Annotated in this window: 16 protein-coding genes; 15 read left to right on the top strand and 1 reads right to left on the bottom strand. The window is 69.6% G+C overall.

Annotated elements, in window-relative coordinates:
* Positions 1-32 precede the first annotated feature (32 nt).
* The 6 genes from FFG40_RS13160 to prmC all read left to right on the top strand — a co-directional run bounded on the left by FFG40_RS13160 (position 33) and on the right by prmC (position 8,005).
* Positions 33-1,340 carry a homoserine dehydrogenase gene (locus FFG40_RS13160; RefSeq protein ID WP_027465790.1) on the top strand — a complete coding sequence of 436 codons (1,308 nt, stop codon included), beginning with the start codon at positions 33-35 and terminating at the stop codon, positions 1,338-1,340.
* 87 nt (positions 1,341-1,427) lie between these two features.
* Positions 1,428-2,507 carry a threonine synthase gene (gene thrC, locus FFG40_RS13155; protein WP_027465789.1) on the top strand — a complete coding sequence of 360 codons (1,080 nt, stop codon included), beginning with the start codon at positions 1,428-1,430 and terminating at the stop codon, positions 2,505-2,507.
* 32 nt (positions 2,508-2,539) lie between these two features.
* Positions 2,540-3,523, top strand: coding sequence for a homoserine kinase (thrB, locus tag FFG40_RS13150; protein WP_051596800.1), 984 nt, complete (start codon positions 2,540-2,542; stop codon positions 3,521-3,523).
* Between the two features lie 179 nt (positions 3,524-3,702).
* Positions 3,703-6,018 carry a transcription termination factor Rho gene (gene rho, locus FFG40_RS13145; protein ID WP_138803606.1) on the top strand — a complete coding sequence of 772 codons (2,316 nt, stop codon included), beginning with the start codon at positions 3,703-3,705 and terminating at the stop codon, positions 6,016-6,018.
* Between the two features lie 3 nt (positions 6,019-6,021).
* Entirely contained in the window at positions 6,022-7,104 is a 1,083-nt protein-coding gene (gene prfA / locus FFG40_RS13140; protein WP_017885756.1) for a peptide chain release factor 1, read from the top strand.
* A gap of 25 nt (positions 7,105-7,129) precedes the next feature.
* Positions 7,130-8,005 carry a peptide chain release factor N(5)-glutamine methyltransferase gene (gene prmC / locus FFG40_RS13135; RefSeq protein ID WP_138804013.1) on the top strand — a complete coding sequence of 292 codons (876 nt, stop codon included), beginning with the start codon at positions 7,130-7,132 and terminating at the stop codon, positions 8,003-8,005.
* A 475-nt stretch (positions 8,006-8,480) separates the two neighbouring features.
* On the opposite strand, the gene FFG40_RS13130 is transcribed toward prmC, so the two are convergent.
* Positions 8,481-9,134, bottom strand: coding sequence for an HAD family phosphatase (locus tag FFG40_RS13130; RefSeq protein ID WP_185974182.1), 654 nt, complete (start codon positions 9,132-9,134; stop codon positions 8,481-8,483).
* A gap of 37 nt (positions 9,135-9,171) precedes the next feature.
* On the opposite strand from FFG40_RS13130, the gene FFG40_RS13125 reads away from it, so the two are divergent.
* The 9 genes from FFG40_RS13125 (at position 9,172) to FFG40_RS13085 (ending at position 16,824) form a co-directional block, all read left to right on the top strand.
* Positions 9,172-9,846 (top strand): L-threonylcarbamoyladenylate synthase, encoded by a 675-nt coding sequence (locus FFG40_RS13125; protein WP_027465784.1) that lies wholly within the window; start codon positions 9,172-9,174, stop codon positions 9,844-9,846.
* On the top strand, positions 9,843-11,069 hold the full coding sequence (locus FFG40_RS13120) for an MraY family glycosyltransferase (RefSeq protein WP_027465783.1): 1,227 nt from the start codon (positions 9,843-9,845) through the stop codon (positions 11,067-11,069). The genes FFG40_RS13125 and FFG40_RS13120 overlap by 4 nt, the downstream gene beginning before the upstream one ends.
* Positions 11,066-11,557, top strand: a complete 492-nt coding sequence (locus FFG40_RS13115; protein WP_260678875.1) for a hypothetical protein — start codon at positions 11,066-11,068, stop codon at positions 11,555-11,557. The genes FFG40_RS13120 and FFG40_RS13115 overlap by 4 nt, the downstream gene beginning before the upstream one ends.
* A gap of 107 nt (positions 11,558-11,664) precedes the next feature.
* Positions 11,665-12,525, top strand: coding sequence for a F0F1 ATP synthase subunit A (atpB, locus tag FFG40_RS13110; protein ID WP_027465782.1), 861 nt, complete (start codon positions 11,665-11,667; stop codon positions 12,523-12,525).
* 61 nt (positions 12,526-12,586) lie between these two features.
* The gene (gene atpE / locus FFG40_RS13105; protein WP_027465781.1) at positions 12,587-12,823 is read left to right on the top strand and encodes an ATP synthase F0 subunit C; all 237 of its coding nucleotides are present in this window, start codon (positions 12,587-12,589) and stop codon (positions 12,821-12,823) included.
* A 9-nt stretch (positions 12,824-12,832) separates the two neighbouring features.
* Positions 12,833-13,387 (top strand): F0F1 ATP synthase subunit B, encoded by a 555-nt coding sequence (locus FFG40_RS13100; protein ID WP_138803604.1) that lies wholly within the window; start codon positions 12,833-12,835, stop codon positions 13,385-13,387.
* 2 nt (positions 13,388-13,389) lie between these two features.
* Positions 13,390-14,184, top strand: coding sequence for a F0F1 ATP synthase subunit delta (locus FFG40_RS13095; RefSeq protein ID WP_138803603.1), 795 nt, complete (start codon positions 13,390-13,392; stop codon positions 14,182-14,184).
* A gap of 108 nt (positions 14,185-14,292) precedes the next feature.
* Positions 14,293-15,921, top strand: coding sequence for a F0F1 ATP synthase subunit alpha (gene atpA / locus FFG40_RS13090; protein ID WP_027465778.1), 1,629 nt, complete (start codon positions 14,293-14,295; stop codon positions 15,919-15,921).
* Positions 15,922-16,824 carry a F0F1 ATP synthase subunit gamma gene (locus tag FFG40_RS13085; RefSeq protein WP_027465777.1) on the top strand — a complete coding sequence of 301 codons (903 nt, stop codon included), beginning with the start codon at positions 15,922-15,924 and terminating at the stop codon, positions 16,822-16,824.
* Positions 16,825-16,867: the final 43 nt, after the last annotated feature.

Below are 16,867 nucleotides of genomic sequence, written 5' to 3'. Positions count from 1 at the left end.
GGCGCACCCCCACCGACAGGAACCGCTACCAGATGATCGAATACCGCAACGTCCGTGTCGCGCTGCTCGGGGCCGGCTCGGTCGGTTCCCAGGTCGCGCGACTGCTCCTCGAGCACGGCGACGAGCTGGCCTCGCGCGCCGGTGCCGGGCTGGAGCTGGTCGGGATCGCCGTGCGCGACGTGGACGCCCAGCGCGACGTCGACCTGCCGGCGGAGCTCTTCACCACGGACGCGGCATCGCTCATCCTCGGCGCGGACATCGTCGTCGAGCTCATCGGTGGCATCGAGCCGGCGCGCACCCTCGTGCTCCAGGCCCTGCAGTCGGGCGCGGACGTCGTCACCGGCAACAAGGCGCTGCTCGCGACCCACGGCCCGGAGCTCTTCGCCGCGGCCGAGCAGGTCGGCGCGCAGCTCTACTACGAGGCCGCCGTGGCCGGGGCGATCCCGATCATCCGTCCGCTGCACGACTCGCTCGCCGGTGACCGCATCGTCCGGATCATGGGCATCGTCAACGGCACCACGAACTTCATCCTCGACCTGATGGACCGCAAGGGCTCCACGTTCGAGGACGCCCTGGCCACCGCGACGGAGCTCGGGTACGCCGAGGCCGACCCGACCGCCGACGTCGAGGGCTACGACGCCGCGCAGAAGGCCGCGATCCTGGCCTCGCTGGCGTTCCACACCTCGGTGCCGCTCGCCGCCGTGCACCGCGAGGGCATCACCCACGTGACGATCGACCAGGTCCGCGCCGCCCGCAAGGCCGGCTACGTCGTGAAGATCCTGGCGACCGCCGAGCGTCTGACCGACGAGGACGGCCGCGAGGGCGTCAGCGCCCGCGTCTACCCGGCCCTCGTGCCCGAGTCGCACCCGCTCGCGAGCGTGCACGGTGCGAAGAACGCCGTGTTCGTCGAGGCCGAGGCCGCCGGTGACCTGATGTTCTACGGCGCGGGTGCCGGTGGCGTCGAGACGGCCTCGGCGGTTCTCGGCGACCTGGTCTCCGCGGCCCGTCGGCACGTCATCGGCGGCCCGGGGGTCGCCGAGTCGACGCAGTCCGAGCTGCCGGTGTTCCCGATCGGCACCGTCCGCACGAGCTACCAGATCACCCTGCACGTCACGGACGCCCCCGGCGTGCTATCGACGGTCGCCGGCGTGCTCGCGAAGCACGGCGTCAGCGTCGAGACGGTCGAGCAGACCACCACCGGCGCAGCCGAGGGGACCGCGACGCTCGTCATCGGCACCCACCTGGCGCGTGAGGCCGACCTGGCGGACACCGTCGTCGCCCTCCGTGGCGAGGACGTCGTCCTGGACGTCACCAGCGTCCTGCGCGTCGTCGGTCGCTGACGCGACCACGGGCCTCCAGGCCGACCAGCAGGCCCACCGGGCCGAACCACCACCAGATCCACCCCACCGGACAGAGAGAGAAGCCTGATGGCCCACCAGTGGCAGGGAGTCCTGCGCGAGTACGCCGACCGACTCGACGTGACCGAGGCGACGCCCATCGTCACGCTGGGAGAGGGCGGCACGCCGCTCATCCCGGCTCGTCGGCTCTCCGAGCGCACCGGCGCCGAGGTCTACGTGAAGTTCGAGGGCATGAACCCGACGGGTTCGTTCAAGGACCGCGGCATGACGATGGCGATCTCGAAGGCCGTCGAGCACGGCGCGAAGGCCGTCATCTGCGCCTCGACCGGCAACACCAGCGCCTCGGCCGCCGCGTACGCCACGCACGCCGGCATCACCGCTGCGGTGCTCGTGCCCGAGGGCAAGATCGCCATGGGCAAGCTCAGCCAGGCCGTCGCCCACGACGCCCAGCTGCTGCAGGTGCAGGGCAACTTCGACGACTGCCTCGACATTGCCCGCGACCTGGCGGCGAACTACCCGGTGCACCTCGTCAACTCCGTCAACAACGACCGCATCGAGGGGCAGAAGACCGCCGCGTTCGAGGTCGTCGACGTCCTCGGTGACGCACCGGACTTCCACTTCCTGCCCGTCGGCAACGCGGGCAACTACACCGCGTACTCGCGCGGCTACCGCGAGGACGTCGCCGCCGGCCGCAGCACCAAGCTGCCCCGCATGTTCGGGTTCCAGGCCGCCGGTTCCGCCCCGATCGTGCACGGCGAGGTCGTCCGACACCCCGACACCATCGCGTCGGCGATCCGGATCGGCAACCCGGCCTCGTGGCAGTTCGCGCTCGAGGCGCAGCAGGAGACCGACGGCTACTTCGGTGCCATCACCGACGAGGCCATCCTCGCGGCGCACCGCATCCTGTCGGCCGAGGTCGGCGTGTTCGTCGAGCCCGCATCGGCCATCGGTGTCGCCGGGCTGCTCGAGCGTGCCGACGCCGGTGTCGTGCCGAAGGGCGCGAAGGTCGTCATCACGGTCACGGGCCACGGCCTGAAGGACCCGCAGTGGGCCCTCCGCACGCCGGACGGCGGCGAGGTCACCCCGACGAGCGTGCCGGTCGACACGAAGTCGATCGCCGACGTGCTCGGTCTGGTCAGCGAGCAGTGATCTCCGACCGCTCGTCCGGACCGGGTGAGGGCATGACCGCCCGCAGTGCTGTACCGGCCGGACGGGCGGTCCGTGCGCTGCCGACCGGATCGGCGGTGCGCGTCCGGGTGCCGGCCACGTCGGCGAACCTCGGCCCCGGCTTCGACTCGCTCGGCCTCGCGCTCTCGCTCTACGACGAGGTCGTGGTGCGCGTCCGCCGCGAACCCGGCGCGACCGTCACCGTCGAGGGCGTCGGTGCCGGCGAGGTCGCCACGGACGACACGAACCTCGTCGTCCGTGCGGTCCGCCGGGGCCTGGAGCACGCCGGTGTCGACCAGCCCGGTCTCGAGCTGCACGCCACGAACGCGATCCCGCACGGCCGCGGTCTCGGTTCCTCCGCCGCGGCGATCGTCGCCGGGCTGATGGCTGCCCGTGGTCTGCTCGAGGGCATCGTCGACCTGGACGCCTCGACGCTCCTGACCCTGGCCACCGAGATGGAGGGCCACCCGGACAACGTCGCGCCGGCGCTCTTCGGCGGCCTGACGATCGCGTGGATGACCGCCGAGGGCCCGGCCTACAAGCGGCTCCTGGTGCACCGCGGTGTCGCCCCGGTGGTGTTCGTGCCGACCTCGACGCTCTCGACCAAGCTCGCGCGCTCCCTGCAGCCCGAGCAGGTCCCGCACGCCGACGCCGCGTTCAACGTCTCCCGCTCGGCGCTGCTCGTCGCGGCGCTCATCCAGAGCCCCGAGCTGCTGCTCGCCGCGACCGAGGACCGTCTGCACCAGGCGTACCGCGCCAGCGCCATGCCCGAGACCGACGCCCTGATCCGGTTGCTCCGACAGCACGGCCTCGCCGCGGTGGTCTCCGGTGCCGGGCCGAGCCTGCTCGTCCTCGGCAGCGACCCGGCGCAGCGCCTGACCGCCGCCGAACTGGTGCAGCGACACGCCGAATCCGACTGGCGGCCGCTCATGCTGGCCGTCGATCTCGGTGGTGCTACAGTGGCAGCGCACTCGGCGCTCGAAGCCGAACCCGCGTAACCGTACGGATCGCTCGTCCTCAGGACAGCTCCTGCGACGTCGCAGGGTCCGGTGCGCGAGTGTGCATCTCTTTCTGATCACCGAATCCCGATCCGTCGTCTGAACGGCGGTCGATGCTCACCTGCATCCGGGACGGTGGAAACTCTCCGCGTTCTGCGGTTCGAAAGGAAACACCGACCTTGACCGACAACAACTCCGCCCAGGTGGAGATCCCCAGCGACCTGCGTGCCCTCCGTCTCCCGGAGCTCCAGCGCATCGCCTCCTCGCTCGGCATCACCGGGCTCTCCAAGCTCCGCAAGGGCGACCTGATCGCCTCCATCGAGGACAAGCGTCCCGTCGACGAGACGCCGGCCGCCCCGGCCGCCGCCGTCGCCGAGACCCCCGCCGAGCCGGCCGCCGCCGAGCAGCCGACCCTGCCGGAGCCCGCCGAGACCCCCGCGCAGCCCGCTGCCGAGGCACCCGTCGCCGACCCCGAGGCACCCGCCGAGTCGGCAGCCCCGAGCCGTGCCCGTCGTTCGCGCCGCGCGTCGTCCGGTGGCACCGTGAACGCCGCGCCGACCTCGGCCGCCGAGCACACCAACCACGGCCAGACCGGCACCGAGGACCTCCTCGCCGGGCTCGACCAGGTCCGCGCCGAGAAGGACGCCCAGGAAGCCGCGCAGTCCGGCGCGCAGCGCCGTGGCCGTGGCCAGCGGAACGCCGAGCAGCGTGGCACCGACCAGGGCCAGCAGGCGTCGACGCCCGCCGAGGCCGAGCAGCCGAGCCAGGCGGCCCAGCAGGGCCAGCAGGCCCCGACGTCCGCCGTCCAGGCCGACCAGGACCAGAACGAGTCCGGCGACCAGAACGAGCAGGGCGACCAGAACTCCGAGCAGGGCGAGGGCGGCTCGCGTCGCGGTCGTCGCAGCCGTGGTCGCGGTCGTGGCCGTGGGCAGAACGCCGAGAACGGCGAGCAGCAGAACGGCGCCGACCAGCAGAACAGCGGCCAGAACGGCGGCCAGAACGCCGGCCAGCAGAAGCAGAACGGCGCCGACCAGCAGAACCAGCCGAAGCAGAACGGCGGCGAGCAGCAGAACGGTCAGCAGAACGGCCAGCAGAACGGCGGCCAGAAGCAGAACGACCAGCCGAAGCAGGCCGAGGCCAAGCAGGACGACAAGGCCGACCAGAAGCAGCAGCAGAACGCCGGTCAGCAGAAGCAGCAGACCAGCGGCCAGCAGAAGCAGCAGCAGCAACAGCACGCCGACGAGGCCGAGAGCGGCCGCAGCCGTCGCCAGCGCGACCGCAAGCGCGGCCGTGGCGGCCAGAACGACGACTTCGAGCCCGAGGTCACCGAGGACGACGTCCTGATCCCGATCGCGGGCATCCTCGACGTCCTCGACAACTACGCGTTCGTCCGCACCACCGGGTACCTGCCGGGCCCGAGCGACGTCTACGTCTCCCTCGGCCAGGTGAAGAAGTACCACCTGCGCAAGGGCGACGCCGTCGTCGGTTCGATCAAGCAGCCGCGTGACGGCGAGCAGCAGAGCCGCCAGAAGTACAACGCGCTCGTCGCCGTCGAGTCGATCAACGGCCAGTCCGCCGACGAGGCCGCGGCCCGCGTCGACTTCAACGACCTCACCCCGCTGTACCCGAACGAGCGCCTGCGTCTCGAGACGGAGCCGGGCAAGCTGTCGACCCGCATCATCGACCTCGTGTCGCCGATCGGCAAGGGCCAGCGCGGTCTCATCGTGTCCCCGCCGAAGGCCGGCAAGACCGTCGTGCTGCAGGCCATCGCGAACGCCGTCGCCAAGAACAACCCCGAGGCGCACCTGATGGTCGTCCTCGTCGACGAGCGGCCCGAAGAGGTCACCGACATGCAGCGCACGGTGAAGGGCGAGGTCATCGCCTCGACCTTCGACCGTCCCGCCGAGGACCACACCACCGTCGCCGAGCTCGCCATCGAGCGTGCGAAGCGCCTGGTGGAGCTGGGCCACGACGTCGTGCTCCTGCTCGACTCGATCACCCGCCTGGGCCGTGCGTACAACCTGTCGACCCCGCCGTCGGGCCGCGTGCTCTCCGGTGGCGTCGACTCGGCGGCGCTGTACCCGCCGAAGCGCTTCTTCGGTGCCGCGCGCAACATCGAGGACGGCGGCTCGCTGACCATCCTCGCGACCGCGCTCGTCGAGACCGGCTCCAAGATGGACGAGGTCATCTTCGAGGAGTTCAAGGGCACCGGCAACATGGAGCTCCGCCTCAACCGTCACCTCGCCGACAAGCGGATCTTCCCCGCCGTCGACGTGAACGCCTCGGGTACCCGTCGCGAGGAGCAGCTGCTCTCCGCCGACGAGGTCAAGATCACCTGGCGTCTGCGCCGGGCCCTCGCCGGGCTCGACCCGCAGCAGGCCCTCGAGATCGTGCTGCGGAACCTCAAGGAGACGCAGTCGAACGTCGAGTTCCTGGTGCAGGTGCAGAAGTCGGTCCCCACGACCGGCGCCCACCACAACGGTCACCAGGAGTAACGCGTGTTCGAGTCGGTAGCGGGGCTGCTGGCGGAACACGAGGACCTGACGCAGCAGCTGTCGGACCCCGCGCTCCACGCCGATGCGGCCCGGGCGAAGAAGGTGAACCGGCGGTACGCCGAGCTCAACCAGATCAAGTCCGCGTACGAGGCCTGGCAGGCGGCGGGGGACGACCTCGCCGCCGCCCAGGAACTCGCGCGTGAAGACGCAGCGTTCGCGGACGAGGTCCCCGGGCTCGAGGAGCAGCTGTCGGAGCGCCAGGAGCGTCTCCGCCGGCTGCTCATCCCGCGCGACCCCGACGACGGCCGTGACGTCATCATGGAGATCAAGGGAGGCGAGGGCGGCGAGGAATCGGCGCTGTTCGCGGCCGATCTGCTGCGCATGTACTCGCACTACGCCGAGACCAAGGGCTGGAAGGTCGAGCTCCTCGAGCGCACCGAGTCCGACCTGGGTGGCTACAAGGACGTCCAGGTCGCGATCAAGTCGAACACGACCGATCCGTCGCAGGGCGTCTGGGCCCACCTGAAGTACGAGGGTGGTGTGCACCGCGTCCAGCGGGTGCCGCAGACCGAGTCGCAGGGGCGCATCCACACCTCGACCACCGGCGTGCTGGTGTTCCCCGAGGTGGACGAGCCCGAAGAGGTCCAGATCAACCAGAACGACCTCAAGATCGACGTCTACCGGTCCTCCGGCCCGGGCGGACAGTCCGTCAACACGACGGACTCCGCGGTCCGCATCACCCACCTGCCCACGGGCATCACGGTGGCGATGCAGAACGAGAAGTCGCAGCTCCAGAACCGCGAGGCCGGCATGCGCGTGCTCCGCGCACGCATCCTCGCGCGGCAGCAGGAGGAGCTCGATGCGATCGCCTCGGACGCGCGCAAGTCGCAGATCCGCGGGATGGACCGTTCGGAGCGCATCCGCACGTACAACTTCCCGGAGAACCGGATCGCGGACCACCGCACCGGGTACAAGGCGTACGACCTCGACCGCGTGATGAACGGTGCCCTCGAGCCCGTCATCCAGTCCGCCATCCAGGCGGACGAAGAGGCACGTCTGGCCGCCATCGGCGACCAGGACGCGTAACCGCTCACCCAGCCTGGAGGCCCGGATCACCGCCGACACGCCCCTCACGTACGCCGCGGATCGCCTGCTCGAGCAGGCGACCGCGGCGCTCGTCGCCGTCGGCGTCCCGACGCCCCGAGTCGACGCCGAGTTGCTGCTCGCGTGGGCGACCGACACCTCGCGCGGTGCCGTCCAGGCCCGTGCGCTCATCGGTGGCGGCATCGCGCCGGAGCACGTCGAGCGCTTCCGGCACGCCGTCGCGCGCCGGGCCACCCGTGAGCCGCTGCAGCACATCACCGGGCAGGCGTACTTCCGCGCGCTCACCCTGGCCGTCGGACCGGGCGTGTTCGTGCCCCGTCCGGAGACCGAGGGCGTCGTGCAGTTCGGCATCGACGCGCTGCGGGCGACCGCGGTCCCCGAGCCGATCGCCGTGGACCTGGGCTCCGGCAGCGGTGCGATCGCGATCGCGATGGACACCGAGGTGCCGAACGCCGTGGTCTACGCCGTCGAGCGGTCGGCCGAGGCCCTGCACTGGACCCGGCGGAACGTCGACGCCCACGGTGGGACGGTCCGACTCGTCGAGGGTGACCTCGCCGACGCGCTGCCGGAACTCGACGGCACCGTGTCCGTCGTCGTGTCGAACCCGCCGTACGTGCCGGACGACGCGATCCCGATCGACCCCGAGGTCCGCGACCACGACCCGGCGATGGCCCTCTACGGCGGTCCCGACGGCCTCGACGCCGTCCGGGCTCTCGCCGAGACGGCCTGGCGGTTGCTGGTGCCCGGGGGAGTCCTGGTCATCGAGCACGCCGAGCCGCAGGGCGCCGGTGTGCGGCAGGTCCTGGCGCGTCGGGGGTTCCGCACCCCGGAGACGCACGTCGACCTGACGGGGCGCGACCGCACGACCACCGCCACGCGCTAGCCGGAGCCGAGCCGCGCCTCCCGTCGCTCGGCCGTGCGTGCGTGTGCCGAGCGGATCCGGGCGTACCGGGTGAGATCGGGCGTACCGGGTCGTTCGGAATGACCAGGTATGCCCGTTCCTGCTTTCCAGCGCGACCGTGATGGGAAGGAACGGGCGTGGCGGGCGCGGGGCGGGCCTCCCGTCCCTCACTCGTGCGTGCGTGTGCCGAGCGGATCCGGGCGTACCTGGTGGGATCGGGCGTACCGGGTCGTTCGGGATGACCAGGTGTGCCCGTTCCTGCTTTCCAGCGCGACCGTGATGGGAAGGAACGGGCGTGGCGGGCGTGGGGCGGGCCTCCCGTCCCTCACTCGTGCGTGCGTGTGGTGGATCCGGGCGTACCTGGTGGGATCGGGCGTACCGGGTCGTTCGGAATGACCAGGTATGCCCGTTCCTGCTTTCCAGCGCGACCGTGATGGGAAGGAACGGGCGTGGCGGGCTACGCGACGGGGGAGGCCTCGCACTGCTGTGCCGCGACGAAGGCGCGGACGTGCTCGCGCAGGTCGGTGTCGTGCTCGACCAGGACCGCGTGGATGCCGATGCTCCGCGCTCCCGCGACGTTCTCGGGCATGTCGTCGGCGAAGAACGTGCGCTCCGCGGGGACGCCGTGGTGCGCGACCGCACGCTGGAAGACCTCGGGCTCGGGCTTCCGGGCACCGAAGTTGCTCGACGTGTCCAGATGTTCGCCGAAGACCTCGGGCAGGGACGGCGCCCACTCGTGGATCCAGCGGCCGGCGAGCGGACCGTTGTTCGTGAGCAGTCCGACACGCCCGTGCTCGCTCGCGATCCGGACCGCCTCGATGCGTTCCGGCAGCTCGGTCATGGCGGATCCGCGGATCCGGGCCCAGTCGGCCTCGGGGACATCGCACTCCATCGCGCGCTCGAACGCGGCCAGGTACTCGTCGCCGTCGGCGAACCCACCGGCCTCGGCACGCATCTCGTGGCCGCAGTCCCACCAGCGGCGACGGAGCTCCTGGAACTCGTGTCCGGTGAACTCGGAGAGTGCGGCCATGCGCACCTGCCAGTCGTACCGGACCAGGACGTCGTCCATGTCGAAGAGGAACAGGAGCGGGGGTGCGGGCGTCTCGTTCACGATGTCCACCATTGTGTCGCACTATCATCGTCGAGTCATGGCATCCCGATACGACTGCACCGACTCCGACGGGCTCCTGACCGGGATGCGGCTCGCACGCGCCGCCCTCGGACGCGGAGAGCTCGTCGTGGTCCCCACCGACACCGTCTACGGCCTCGCCGCGGACGCCTTCAGCGCGACGGCCGTGCAGCGGCTGCTCGACGCGAAGGGCCGCACGCGGCAGTCGCCGCCGCCCGTGCTCATCCCCGGTCCGCCCACGCTCGACGCCCTCGCCAGCGAGGTCCCGCAGCCGGTGCGCGACCTGGTGGCCGAGTTCTGGCCGGGCGGGCTGACCGTCATCCTGCACGCTCAGCCGTCGCTCGACTGGGACCTCGGCGAGACACGCGGCACCGTCGCGCTGCGGATGCCGGACTCGCGGATCGCCCTCGAGCTGCTGCAGGAGGTCGGGCCGCTCGCGGTCTCGTCCGCGAACTCCACGGGCGACCCGGCCGCGATGGACGTCGACGCCGCCGAGCGCATGCTCGGAGACAGCGTCGCGATCTACCTGGACGGCGGACCCGTCGAGGTGCACGACGGCTTCGAGGCCAGCACCGGGTCGACGATCGTCGACGCCACCGGGTTGTCGGACGGCGGGAAGCTCCGCATCGTCCGACACGGGGTGATCCCCGACGAGGAGATCATCCGGGTCGTCGGAGCCGACCTCGTCACATGAAGTACTACCTGCTCGCCGGGGCCATCGCCGCGGTCGTGAGCTTCGTGATGAGCCTGATCGTCTGGAAGCTCGGGCTGAAGTACAAGTGGTACCCGCAGGTCCGCGAGCGGGACGTGCACCGCACCCCGACGCCGCGGCTCGGCGGCATCGCGATGTACATCGGCGTCATCGTCTCGCTGCTCGCGGCCTGGTTCCTGTTCCCGTCGATAGCGGGGACCGACTACTTCCGGCTCGTGTTCTCCGAACCGGGTCGCGTGCTCGCGGTGCTCGGGGGAGCGACCATCATCGTGGTCCTCGGTGTCGCGGACGACATCTGGGACCTCGACTGGATGACGAAACTCGCCGGGCAGATCATCGCGGCGGGCATCCTCGCCTGGCAGGGCGTCGCGATCGTCTCGCTGCCCATCGGCAACACGCTGGGCGTCGGCTCGTCGTACATGAGCCTGATCTTCACCGTGCTGGCGGTGGTGCTCGTGATGAACGCGGTGAACTTCATCGACGGACTCGACGGACTGGTGGCCGGCGTCGCGATCATCGCCGGCGGGGTCTTCTTCCTCTACACGTTCTTCATCAACCGCGTGGTCGTGCAGACCGAGTTCTTCTTCAACCTGCCGTCGCTGCTCACCGCGGTGCTCGTCGGGGCCTGCTTCGGCTTCCTCATCCTCAACTGGCACCCCGCCAAGCTCTTCATGGGGGACGCCGGCGCGCTGCTCGTCGGGTTCCTGATGGCCACGAGCGCGGTGTCGGTCACGGGCAACATCGACCCGGCGGCGGTGCAGACACGCCAGGCGCTGCTGCCGGCGTTCATCCCGATCCTGCTGCCGTTCGCGATCCTGATCGTGCCGATCCTGGACTTCGGTCTCGCGGTCACCCGACGGCTCAGCGCGGGCAAGTCGCCGTTCTCGGCCGACCGCAAGCACCTGCACCACCGTCTGCTCGACATGGGGCACTCGCACTTCCACGCGGTGCTGATCTTCTACGCGTGGACCGCGACCGTCGCCTTCGGGTGCCTGCTGTTCCTCTTCGTGGACTGGTACTGGGTCGTCGTCTTCGTGTCCGTCGGCTTCACCGTCTGCGCCGTCGCGACGTTCGCGCCGCTCGGTCGGAAACGCACCGAGATCGCCGCCCAGACCGCCAACCGTTCCGCCGCCGTGGTGGACGCCAGCCTCGACCCGCTCGACCGGGCCGCCAACGACCGCACGATCCCTGGAGACATCACGTGACCGCACCGAACGCGCTCGACCACGTCCGGCCGGTGTTCCGCCGCATCATCACCTGGGGAGGGGTCCTCGCCGTCGCCCTGGCGGTGGTCGGCGGGCTCATCGGGTTCCTCGTCGCAGACGGCCCTGGGCTGGTCGGGGGACTGCTCGGCGCCGTGCTGAGCGTCGTGTTCCTCGGGCTCACGGCGGTCAGTGTCCTCGTCGCGCTGCGCGTCTCCAAGGGCCAGATGATCTCCGGTGCCTTCTTCGGCATCGTGATGGGCACCTGGCTGCTCAAGTTCATCGTCTTCATCGTGCTGCTGGTCCTGCTCAAGGACCGTGAATGGGTCGACTTCCCGGTGCTGGCGATCGTGATCATCGCGGGGGTCGTCGGCTCCCTGGTGATCGACGTCGTCGCCGTCGCGAAAGCCCGCATCCCGATCGGCGTCCGGCTGCCGGGCGACGGCCTCGACGACTCCGCGGACGCTGGGAACCCGACCCCCCGCGTCTGAGAAGCCGGGAAGCCTCTCGCACCTGATAGGCTTCTTCAAGTCCGCTACCGGAGCCTTTCGCTCGGGGCGGACGAGCCTCCACAACGTCCACCATCGCGTGCCATGATGTGCGCGCGCCGACACAGGAGACAGCGCTGCTATCCCACGCTCTTCCCCTGTCCCTCTCCGCTGCGGTTGACACCGTCGCGGCGGGGAGCAGCAAGGCCGCCGAGTTCCATGGTCCGTCGATCAACGAGTTCTTCCCGGATGCGATCTTCTTCGCCGGGACGCCGTTCGAGATCGATCGGGTCGTCCTCATCCGCTTCTTCGCCGTCGCCGTGCTCCTGGTGTTCGCGTTCGTGGGTACCCGTGCACTGAAGCTCGTGCCGAACCGCGGTCAGGCGTTCATCGAGTACGCGTTCGACGTCGTCCGTCGCAACACCTTCGACAACCTCGGAGAGAAGGACGGCAAGCGTTTCCTGCCGCTCCTCGCGACGATCTTCTTCGGCGTGCTGTTCATGAACCTGACCGGTCTGATCCCGGGCATGAACCTCGCCGGCACCAGCCGTATCGCGATGCCGATGATCCTGGCGATCGTCGCGTACCTCGCGTTCATCTACGCCGGTCTCCGCAAGCACCCGGGCACGTTCCTCAAGAACTCGCTCTTCCCGCCCGGGGTGCCGTGGCCGCTGTACATCATCGTGACGCCGATCGAGCTCGTCTCCACCTTCGTGCTCCGTCCCGTCACCCTGACGCTGCGACTCCTGATGAACATGGTCGTGGGGCACCTGCTGCTCGTCCTGTTCTTCTCGGCCACGCAGTTCTTCTTCTTCGACGCTTCGCTCGGCTTCAAGGCCTTCGGCGTCGGGACCATCGCGTTCGGCATCGCGTTCAGCTTCTTCGAGGTCCTCGTCGCGCTGCTGCAGGCCTACGTCTTCATGCTCCTCACCGCCGTCTACATCCAGCTGGCGCTGGCTGACGAGCACTGATTCCTCACTGACCCCCTACGGGACCGGCGACCGTCGGACCCGCACCTCGAAAGGAAAACACGTGGACGCAACGACCGTTCTCGCGGAGATCAACGGCAACATCGCGACGGTTGGCTACGGCCTCGCAGCGATCGGCCCGGCCATCGGTGTCGGCATCGTCGTCGGTAAGACGATCGAGTCCGTCGCTCGCCAGCCCGAGCTCCAGGGCCGCCTGACGACCCTCATGTACATCGGTATCGCCTTCACCGAGGCCCTGGCCTTCATCGGTATCGCCACGTACTTCATCTTCACCAACTAAGGTTCCTCGATGCAGAACGCACTCATCATCGCAGCGGAGGAAGCGCACAATCCGCTGATCCCGCCGGTGTACGACATCGTGTGGTCGGCGCTCGCCTTCGTCATCATCTTCCTGGTGATGTGGCGTGTCGTCACGCCGCGCATCACGAAGATGCTCGATGAGCGCACCGAGGCCATCGAGGGCGGCATCAAGAAGGCCGAGGCCGCTCAGGAGCAGGCCGCTGCTGCGCTCGACGAGTACAACAAGCAGCTCGCCGATGCACGTGCCGAGGCTTCGCGCATCCGTCAGCAGGCCCGTGCCGACGCCACGGCGATCGGTAACGAGGTCCGCGAGCAGGCGGCCGCCGATGCAGCACGCATCACGGCCAACGCCCAGGCGCAGATCGAGGCCGAGCGCCAGAGCGCCGTCCAGGCACTCCGGTCCGAAGTGGGCACCCTCGCGCTGGACCTCGCGTCCGGTGTGATCGGTGAATCCCTCAAGGACGACGCCAAGTCGACCGCAGTGGTCGACCGCTTCCTCGCCGACCTCGAGGCCTCGCAGGCCACGAAGACGGGGGAGCACTGAGCATGCGCAGCGCTACCAGAGAAGCACTCGCGTCCACCAGGGCGGTGCTGTCGGACCTCGGTCCGAGCGCCGGCCTGGCCGCGGGTGCCGAGATCCTCGCCTCCGGGCGTGCGATCGCCGGTGCGCCGCAGCTGCTCGGGCTGCTGTCCGACCCCACGGCCGACGCGGCCGGCAAGAAGGTCCTCATCGACCGTGTCTTCGCCGGACAGTCGGAGGCGACGCGTGCGGTCCTGACCGCGGTGGCTGGCTCGCGCTGGTCCTCGCAGCAGGACCTGCTCGCGGGCATCGAGGACGCGGGCATCCGCGCCGTCGCCGCCACCGCGGGTCCGGACTCGTCGATCGAGTCGGAGCTGTTCGCCTTCGAGACCGCCGTCCGCTCGGACGCCGGCCTCGAGCTGGCGCTCGGCACCAAGCTCGGCAGCCCCGAGCAGAAGGGCGCGCTCGTCGAGCGGCTCCTCGGTGCCAAGGCCTCGGAGCAGACGATCACGATCGTGTCGGCCCTGGTGCAGCAGCCCCGCGGCCGCCGCATCGGTGAGATCGTCCGCGACGCCTCGCGCATCGTGGCCGAGCAGGCCGGCAAGCTCGTCGCGACCGTCGTCACGGCGACGCCACTGACCCCCGCCCAGTCGGCCCGCGTCACGCGCGGTCTGTCCGAGCGGTACGGCAAGGACATCAGCATCAACCAGGTCGTCGACCCCACGGTCGTCGGCGGGGTCCGGGTGCAGATCGGCGGCGACGTCATCGACGGCACCGTGTCCACGCGACTCTCGGAGCTCCGGCTCCAGCTCGCCGGCTAGGCGTACGGTCGAAGCCGCTCCTCCCCAAGTCCACAACGGGAACTGCCGAGTCCGGCAGCGTCACCCTCTCGGAGCCGAAGGGCCCCGGAAAACCACAAGGAAAATCCCATGGCAGACATCACCATCAGCCCCGATGAGATCCGTGATGCCCTGAAGGACTTCGTCTCGAACTACGAGCCGACGAAGGCCTCCACGGCCGAGGTCGGGCACGTCACCGACGCCGGTGACGGCATCGCCCACGTCGAGGGTCTCCCCGGCGTCATGGCGAACGAGCTCATCCGCTTCGCGGACGGCACGCTCGGCCTGGCGCAGAACCTCGACGAAGACGAGATCGGCGCCATCGTGCTCGGCGAGTTCGGCGGCATCGAGGAGGGCATGGAGGTCACCCGCACGGGTGAGGTCCTCTCCGCCCCCGTCGGCGACGCCTTCCTCGGTCGCGTCGTCGACCCGCTCGGCGCCCCGATCGACGGTCTCGGCGAGATCGCCGCAGAGGGCCGTCGTGCCCTCGAGCTCCAGGCTCCCGGCGTCATGGCCCGCAAGTCGGTCCACCAGCCGCTGCAGACCGGCATCAAGGCCATCGACGCGATGATCCCCGTCGGCCGTGGTCAGCGTCAGCTGATCATCGGCGACCGCCAGACCGGCAAGACGGCCATCGCGATCGACACGATCATCAACCAGAAGGCCAACTGGGAGTCCGGCGACGAGGAGAAGCAGGTTCGCTGCATCTACGTCGCCATCGGTCAGAAGGGCTCCACGATCGCCTCCGTCAAGGGTGCGCTCGAGGACGCCGGTGCGATGGAGTACACCACCATCGTCGCCGCTCCGGCCTCCGACCCGGCCGGCTTCAAGTACCTCGCCCCGTACACCGGTTCGGCCATCGGCCAGCACTGGATGTACCAGGGCAAGCACGTCCTCATCATCTTCGATGACCTGTCGAAGCAGGCCGAGGCCTACCGTGCGGTGTCGCTCCTCCTGCGTCGTCCGCCGGGCCGCGAGGCCTACCCGGGTGACGTCTTCTACCTGCACTCCCGTCTGCTGGAGCGTTGCGCGAAGCTGTCCGACGAGCTCGGCGCCGGTTCGATGACGGGCCTCCCGATCATCGAGACCAAGGCGAACGACGTCTCTGCCTACATCCCGACCAACGTCATCTCCATCACCGACGGCCAGATCTTCCTGCAGTCGGACCTCTTCAACGCGAACCAGCGTCCGGCCGTCGACGTGGGCATCTCGGTGTCCCGCGTCGGTGGTGACGCCCAGGTGAAGTCGATCAAGAAGGTCTCCGGCACGCTGAAGCTCGAGCTGGCCCAGTACCGCTCGCTCGAGGCGTTCGCGATGTTCGCGTCCGACCTCGACCAGGCGTCGCGTCGTCAGCTGGAGCGCGGTGCGCGTCTGACCGAGCTCCTCAAGCAGCCGCAGTACTCGCCGTACCCGGTCGAGGAGCAGGTCGTCTCGATCTGGGCCGGCACGAACGGCAAGCTCGACACCGTCCCGGTGCCGGACGTGCTCCGCTTCGAGTCCGAACTGCTCGACCACCTGCGTCGCAACTCCGACGTCCTCACGACGCTGCGCGAAACGAACCAGCTCAGCGACGAGACCGTCGCCGAGATGGACAAGCAGATCGACGAGTTCACGAAGAGCTTCCAGACGAGCGACGGCAAGACCCTCGGCTCCGAGCAGTTCGACGCGGCTGACGCCGAGGACGTCGACCAGGAGCAGATCGTCAAGGGTCGTCGCTAGATGGCAGCGCAGGTCCGGGTCTACCGCCAGCGGATCAAGTCGGCGAAGACCACGAAGAAGGTCACCCGCGCCATGGAGCTGATCTCGGCGTCGCGGATCCAGAAGGCGCAGGCCCGCATGGCTGCGTCCGGTCCGTACTCGCGGGCCGTCACGCGTGCGGTGTCGGCCGTGGCGACGTTCTCGAACGTCGACCACGTGCTGACCACCGAGCCGGAGTCGTCGACCCGTGCAGCCGTTGTGCTCTTCACCTCGGACCGCGGCCTGAACGGCGCGTTCAGCACGAACGTCCTCAAGCAGGGCGAGGAGCTCGCCTCCCTGCTCCGCAGCGAGGGCAAGGACGTCGTCTACTACCTGGTCGGCCGCAAGTCCGTCGGGTACTTCGCGTTCCGTGAGCGTCCGTCCGAGCAGCAGTGGGTCGGCAACACCGACCAGCCGGAGTTCTCGACGGCCAAGGAGATCGGCGACGCCGTCGTGGCGAAGTTCCTCCAGGACACCGCTGACGGCGGCGTGGACGAGATCCACATCGTGTTCAACCGGTTCATCAGCCTGGCGACCCAGGAGCCGCAGGTCGTTCGCCTGCTGCCCCTCGAGGTCGTCGAGGGCATCGACGAGCCCGAGGGCAACGAGCCCCTGCCGCTCTACGAGTTCGAGCCGGACGCCGATGCGGTGCTCGACTCGCTGCTCCCGGTCTACATCGAGAGCCGCATCTTCAACGCCATGCTGCAGTCGGCTGCTTCCGAGCACGCCGCGCGTCAGAAGGCGATGAAGGCGGCCAGCGACAACGCCGACTCGCTGATCCGTGACTTCACCCGACTCGCGAACAACGCGCGTCAGGCGGAGATCACCCAGCAGATCTCCGAGATCGTCGGCGGCGCCGACGCCCTCTCGTCGAAGAAGAAGTAGTCCGCGTCGTTCGCGGACAGATACCCACCCTCAGGAAGGCACC

The sequence above is a fragment of the Curtobacterium sp. KBS0715 genome (genome assembly GCF_005938005.2).
GTDB classification, from domain to species: domain Bacteria; phylum Actinomycetota; class Actinomycetes; order Actinomycetales; family Microbacteriaceae; genus Curtobacterium; species Curtobacterium flaccumfaciens.
The sequence above is the reverse complement of the archived record's forward strand: the minus strand, read 5'-3'. Positions and strand labels throughout refer to the sequence as shown.

Excerpts from the sequence above, each read along its gene's own strand:
- FFG40_RS13120 (WP_027465783.1), top strand. The coding sequence starts at position 9,843 with ATGAAGTACTACCTGCTCGCCGGGGCCATCGCCGCGGTCGTGAGCTTC.
- atpA (WP_027465778.1), top strand. The coding sequence starts at position 14,293 with ATGGCAGACATCACCATCAGCCCCGATGAGATCCGTGATGCCCTGAAG.
- FFG40_RS13125 (WP_027465784.1), top strand. The coding sequence starts at position 9,172 with ATGGCATCCCGATACGACTGCACCGACTCCGACGGGCTCCTGACCGGG.
- thrB (WP_051596800.1), top strand. The coding sequence starts at position 2,540 with ATGACCGCCCGCAGTGCTGTACCGGCCGGACGGGCGGTCCGTGCGCTG.
- FFG40_RS13100 (WP_138803604.1), top strand. The coding sequence starts at position 12,833 with ATGCAGAACGCACTCATCATCGCAGCGGAGGAAGCGCACAATCCGCTG.
- thrC (WP_027465789.1), top strand. The coding sequence starts at position 1,428 with ATGGCCCACCAGTGGCAGGGAGTCCTGCGCGAGTACGCCGACCGACTC.
- FFG40_RS13095 (WP_138803603.1), top strand. The coding sequence starts at position 13,390 with ATGCGCAGCGCTACCAGAGAAGCACTCGCGTCCACCAGGGCGGTGCTG.
- FFG40_RS13085 (WP_027465777.1), top strand. The coding sequence starts at position 15,922 with ATGGCAGCGCAGGTCCGGGTCTACCGCCAGCGGATCAAGTCGGCGAAG.
- FFG40_RS13160 (WP_027465790.1), top strand. The coding sequence starts at position 33 with ATGATCGAATACCGCAACGTCCGTGTCGCGCTGCTCGGGGCCGGCTCG.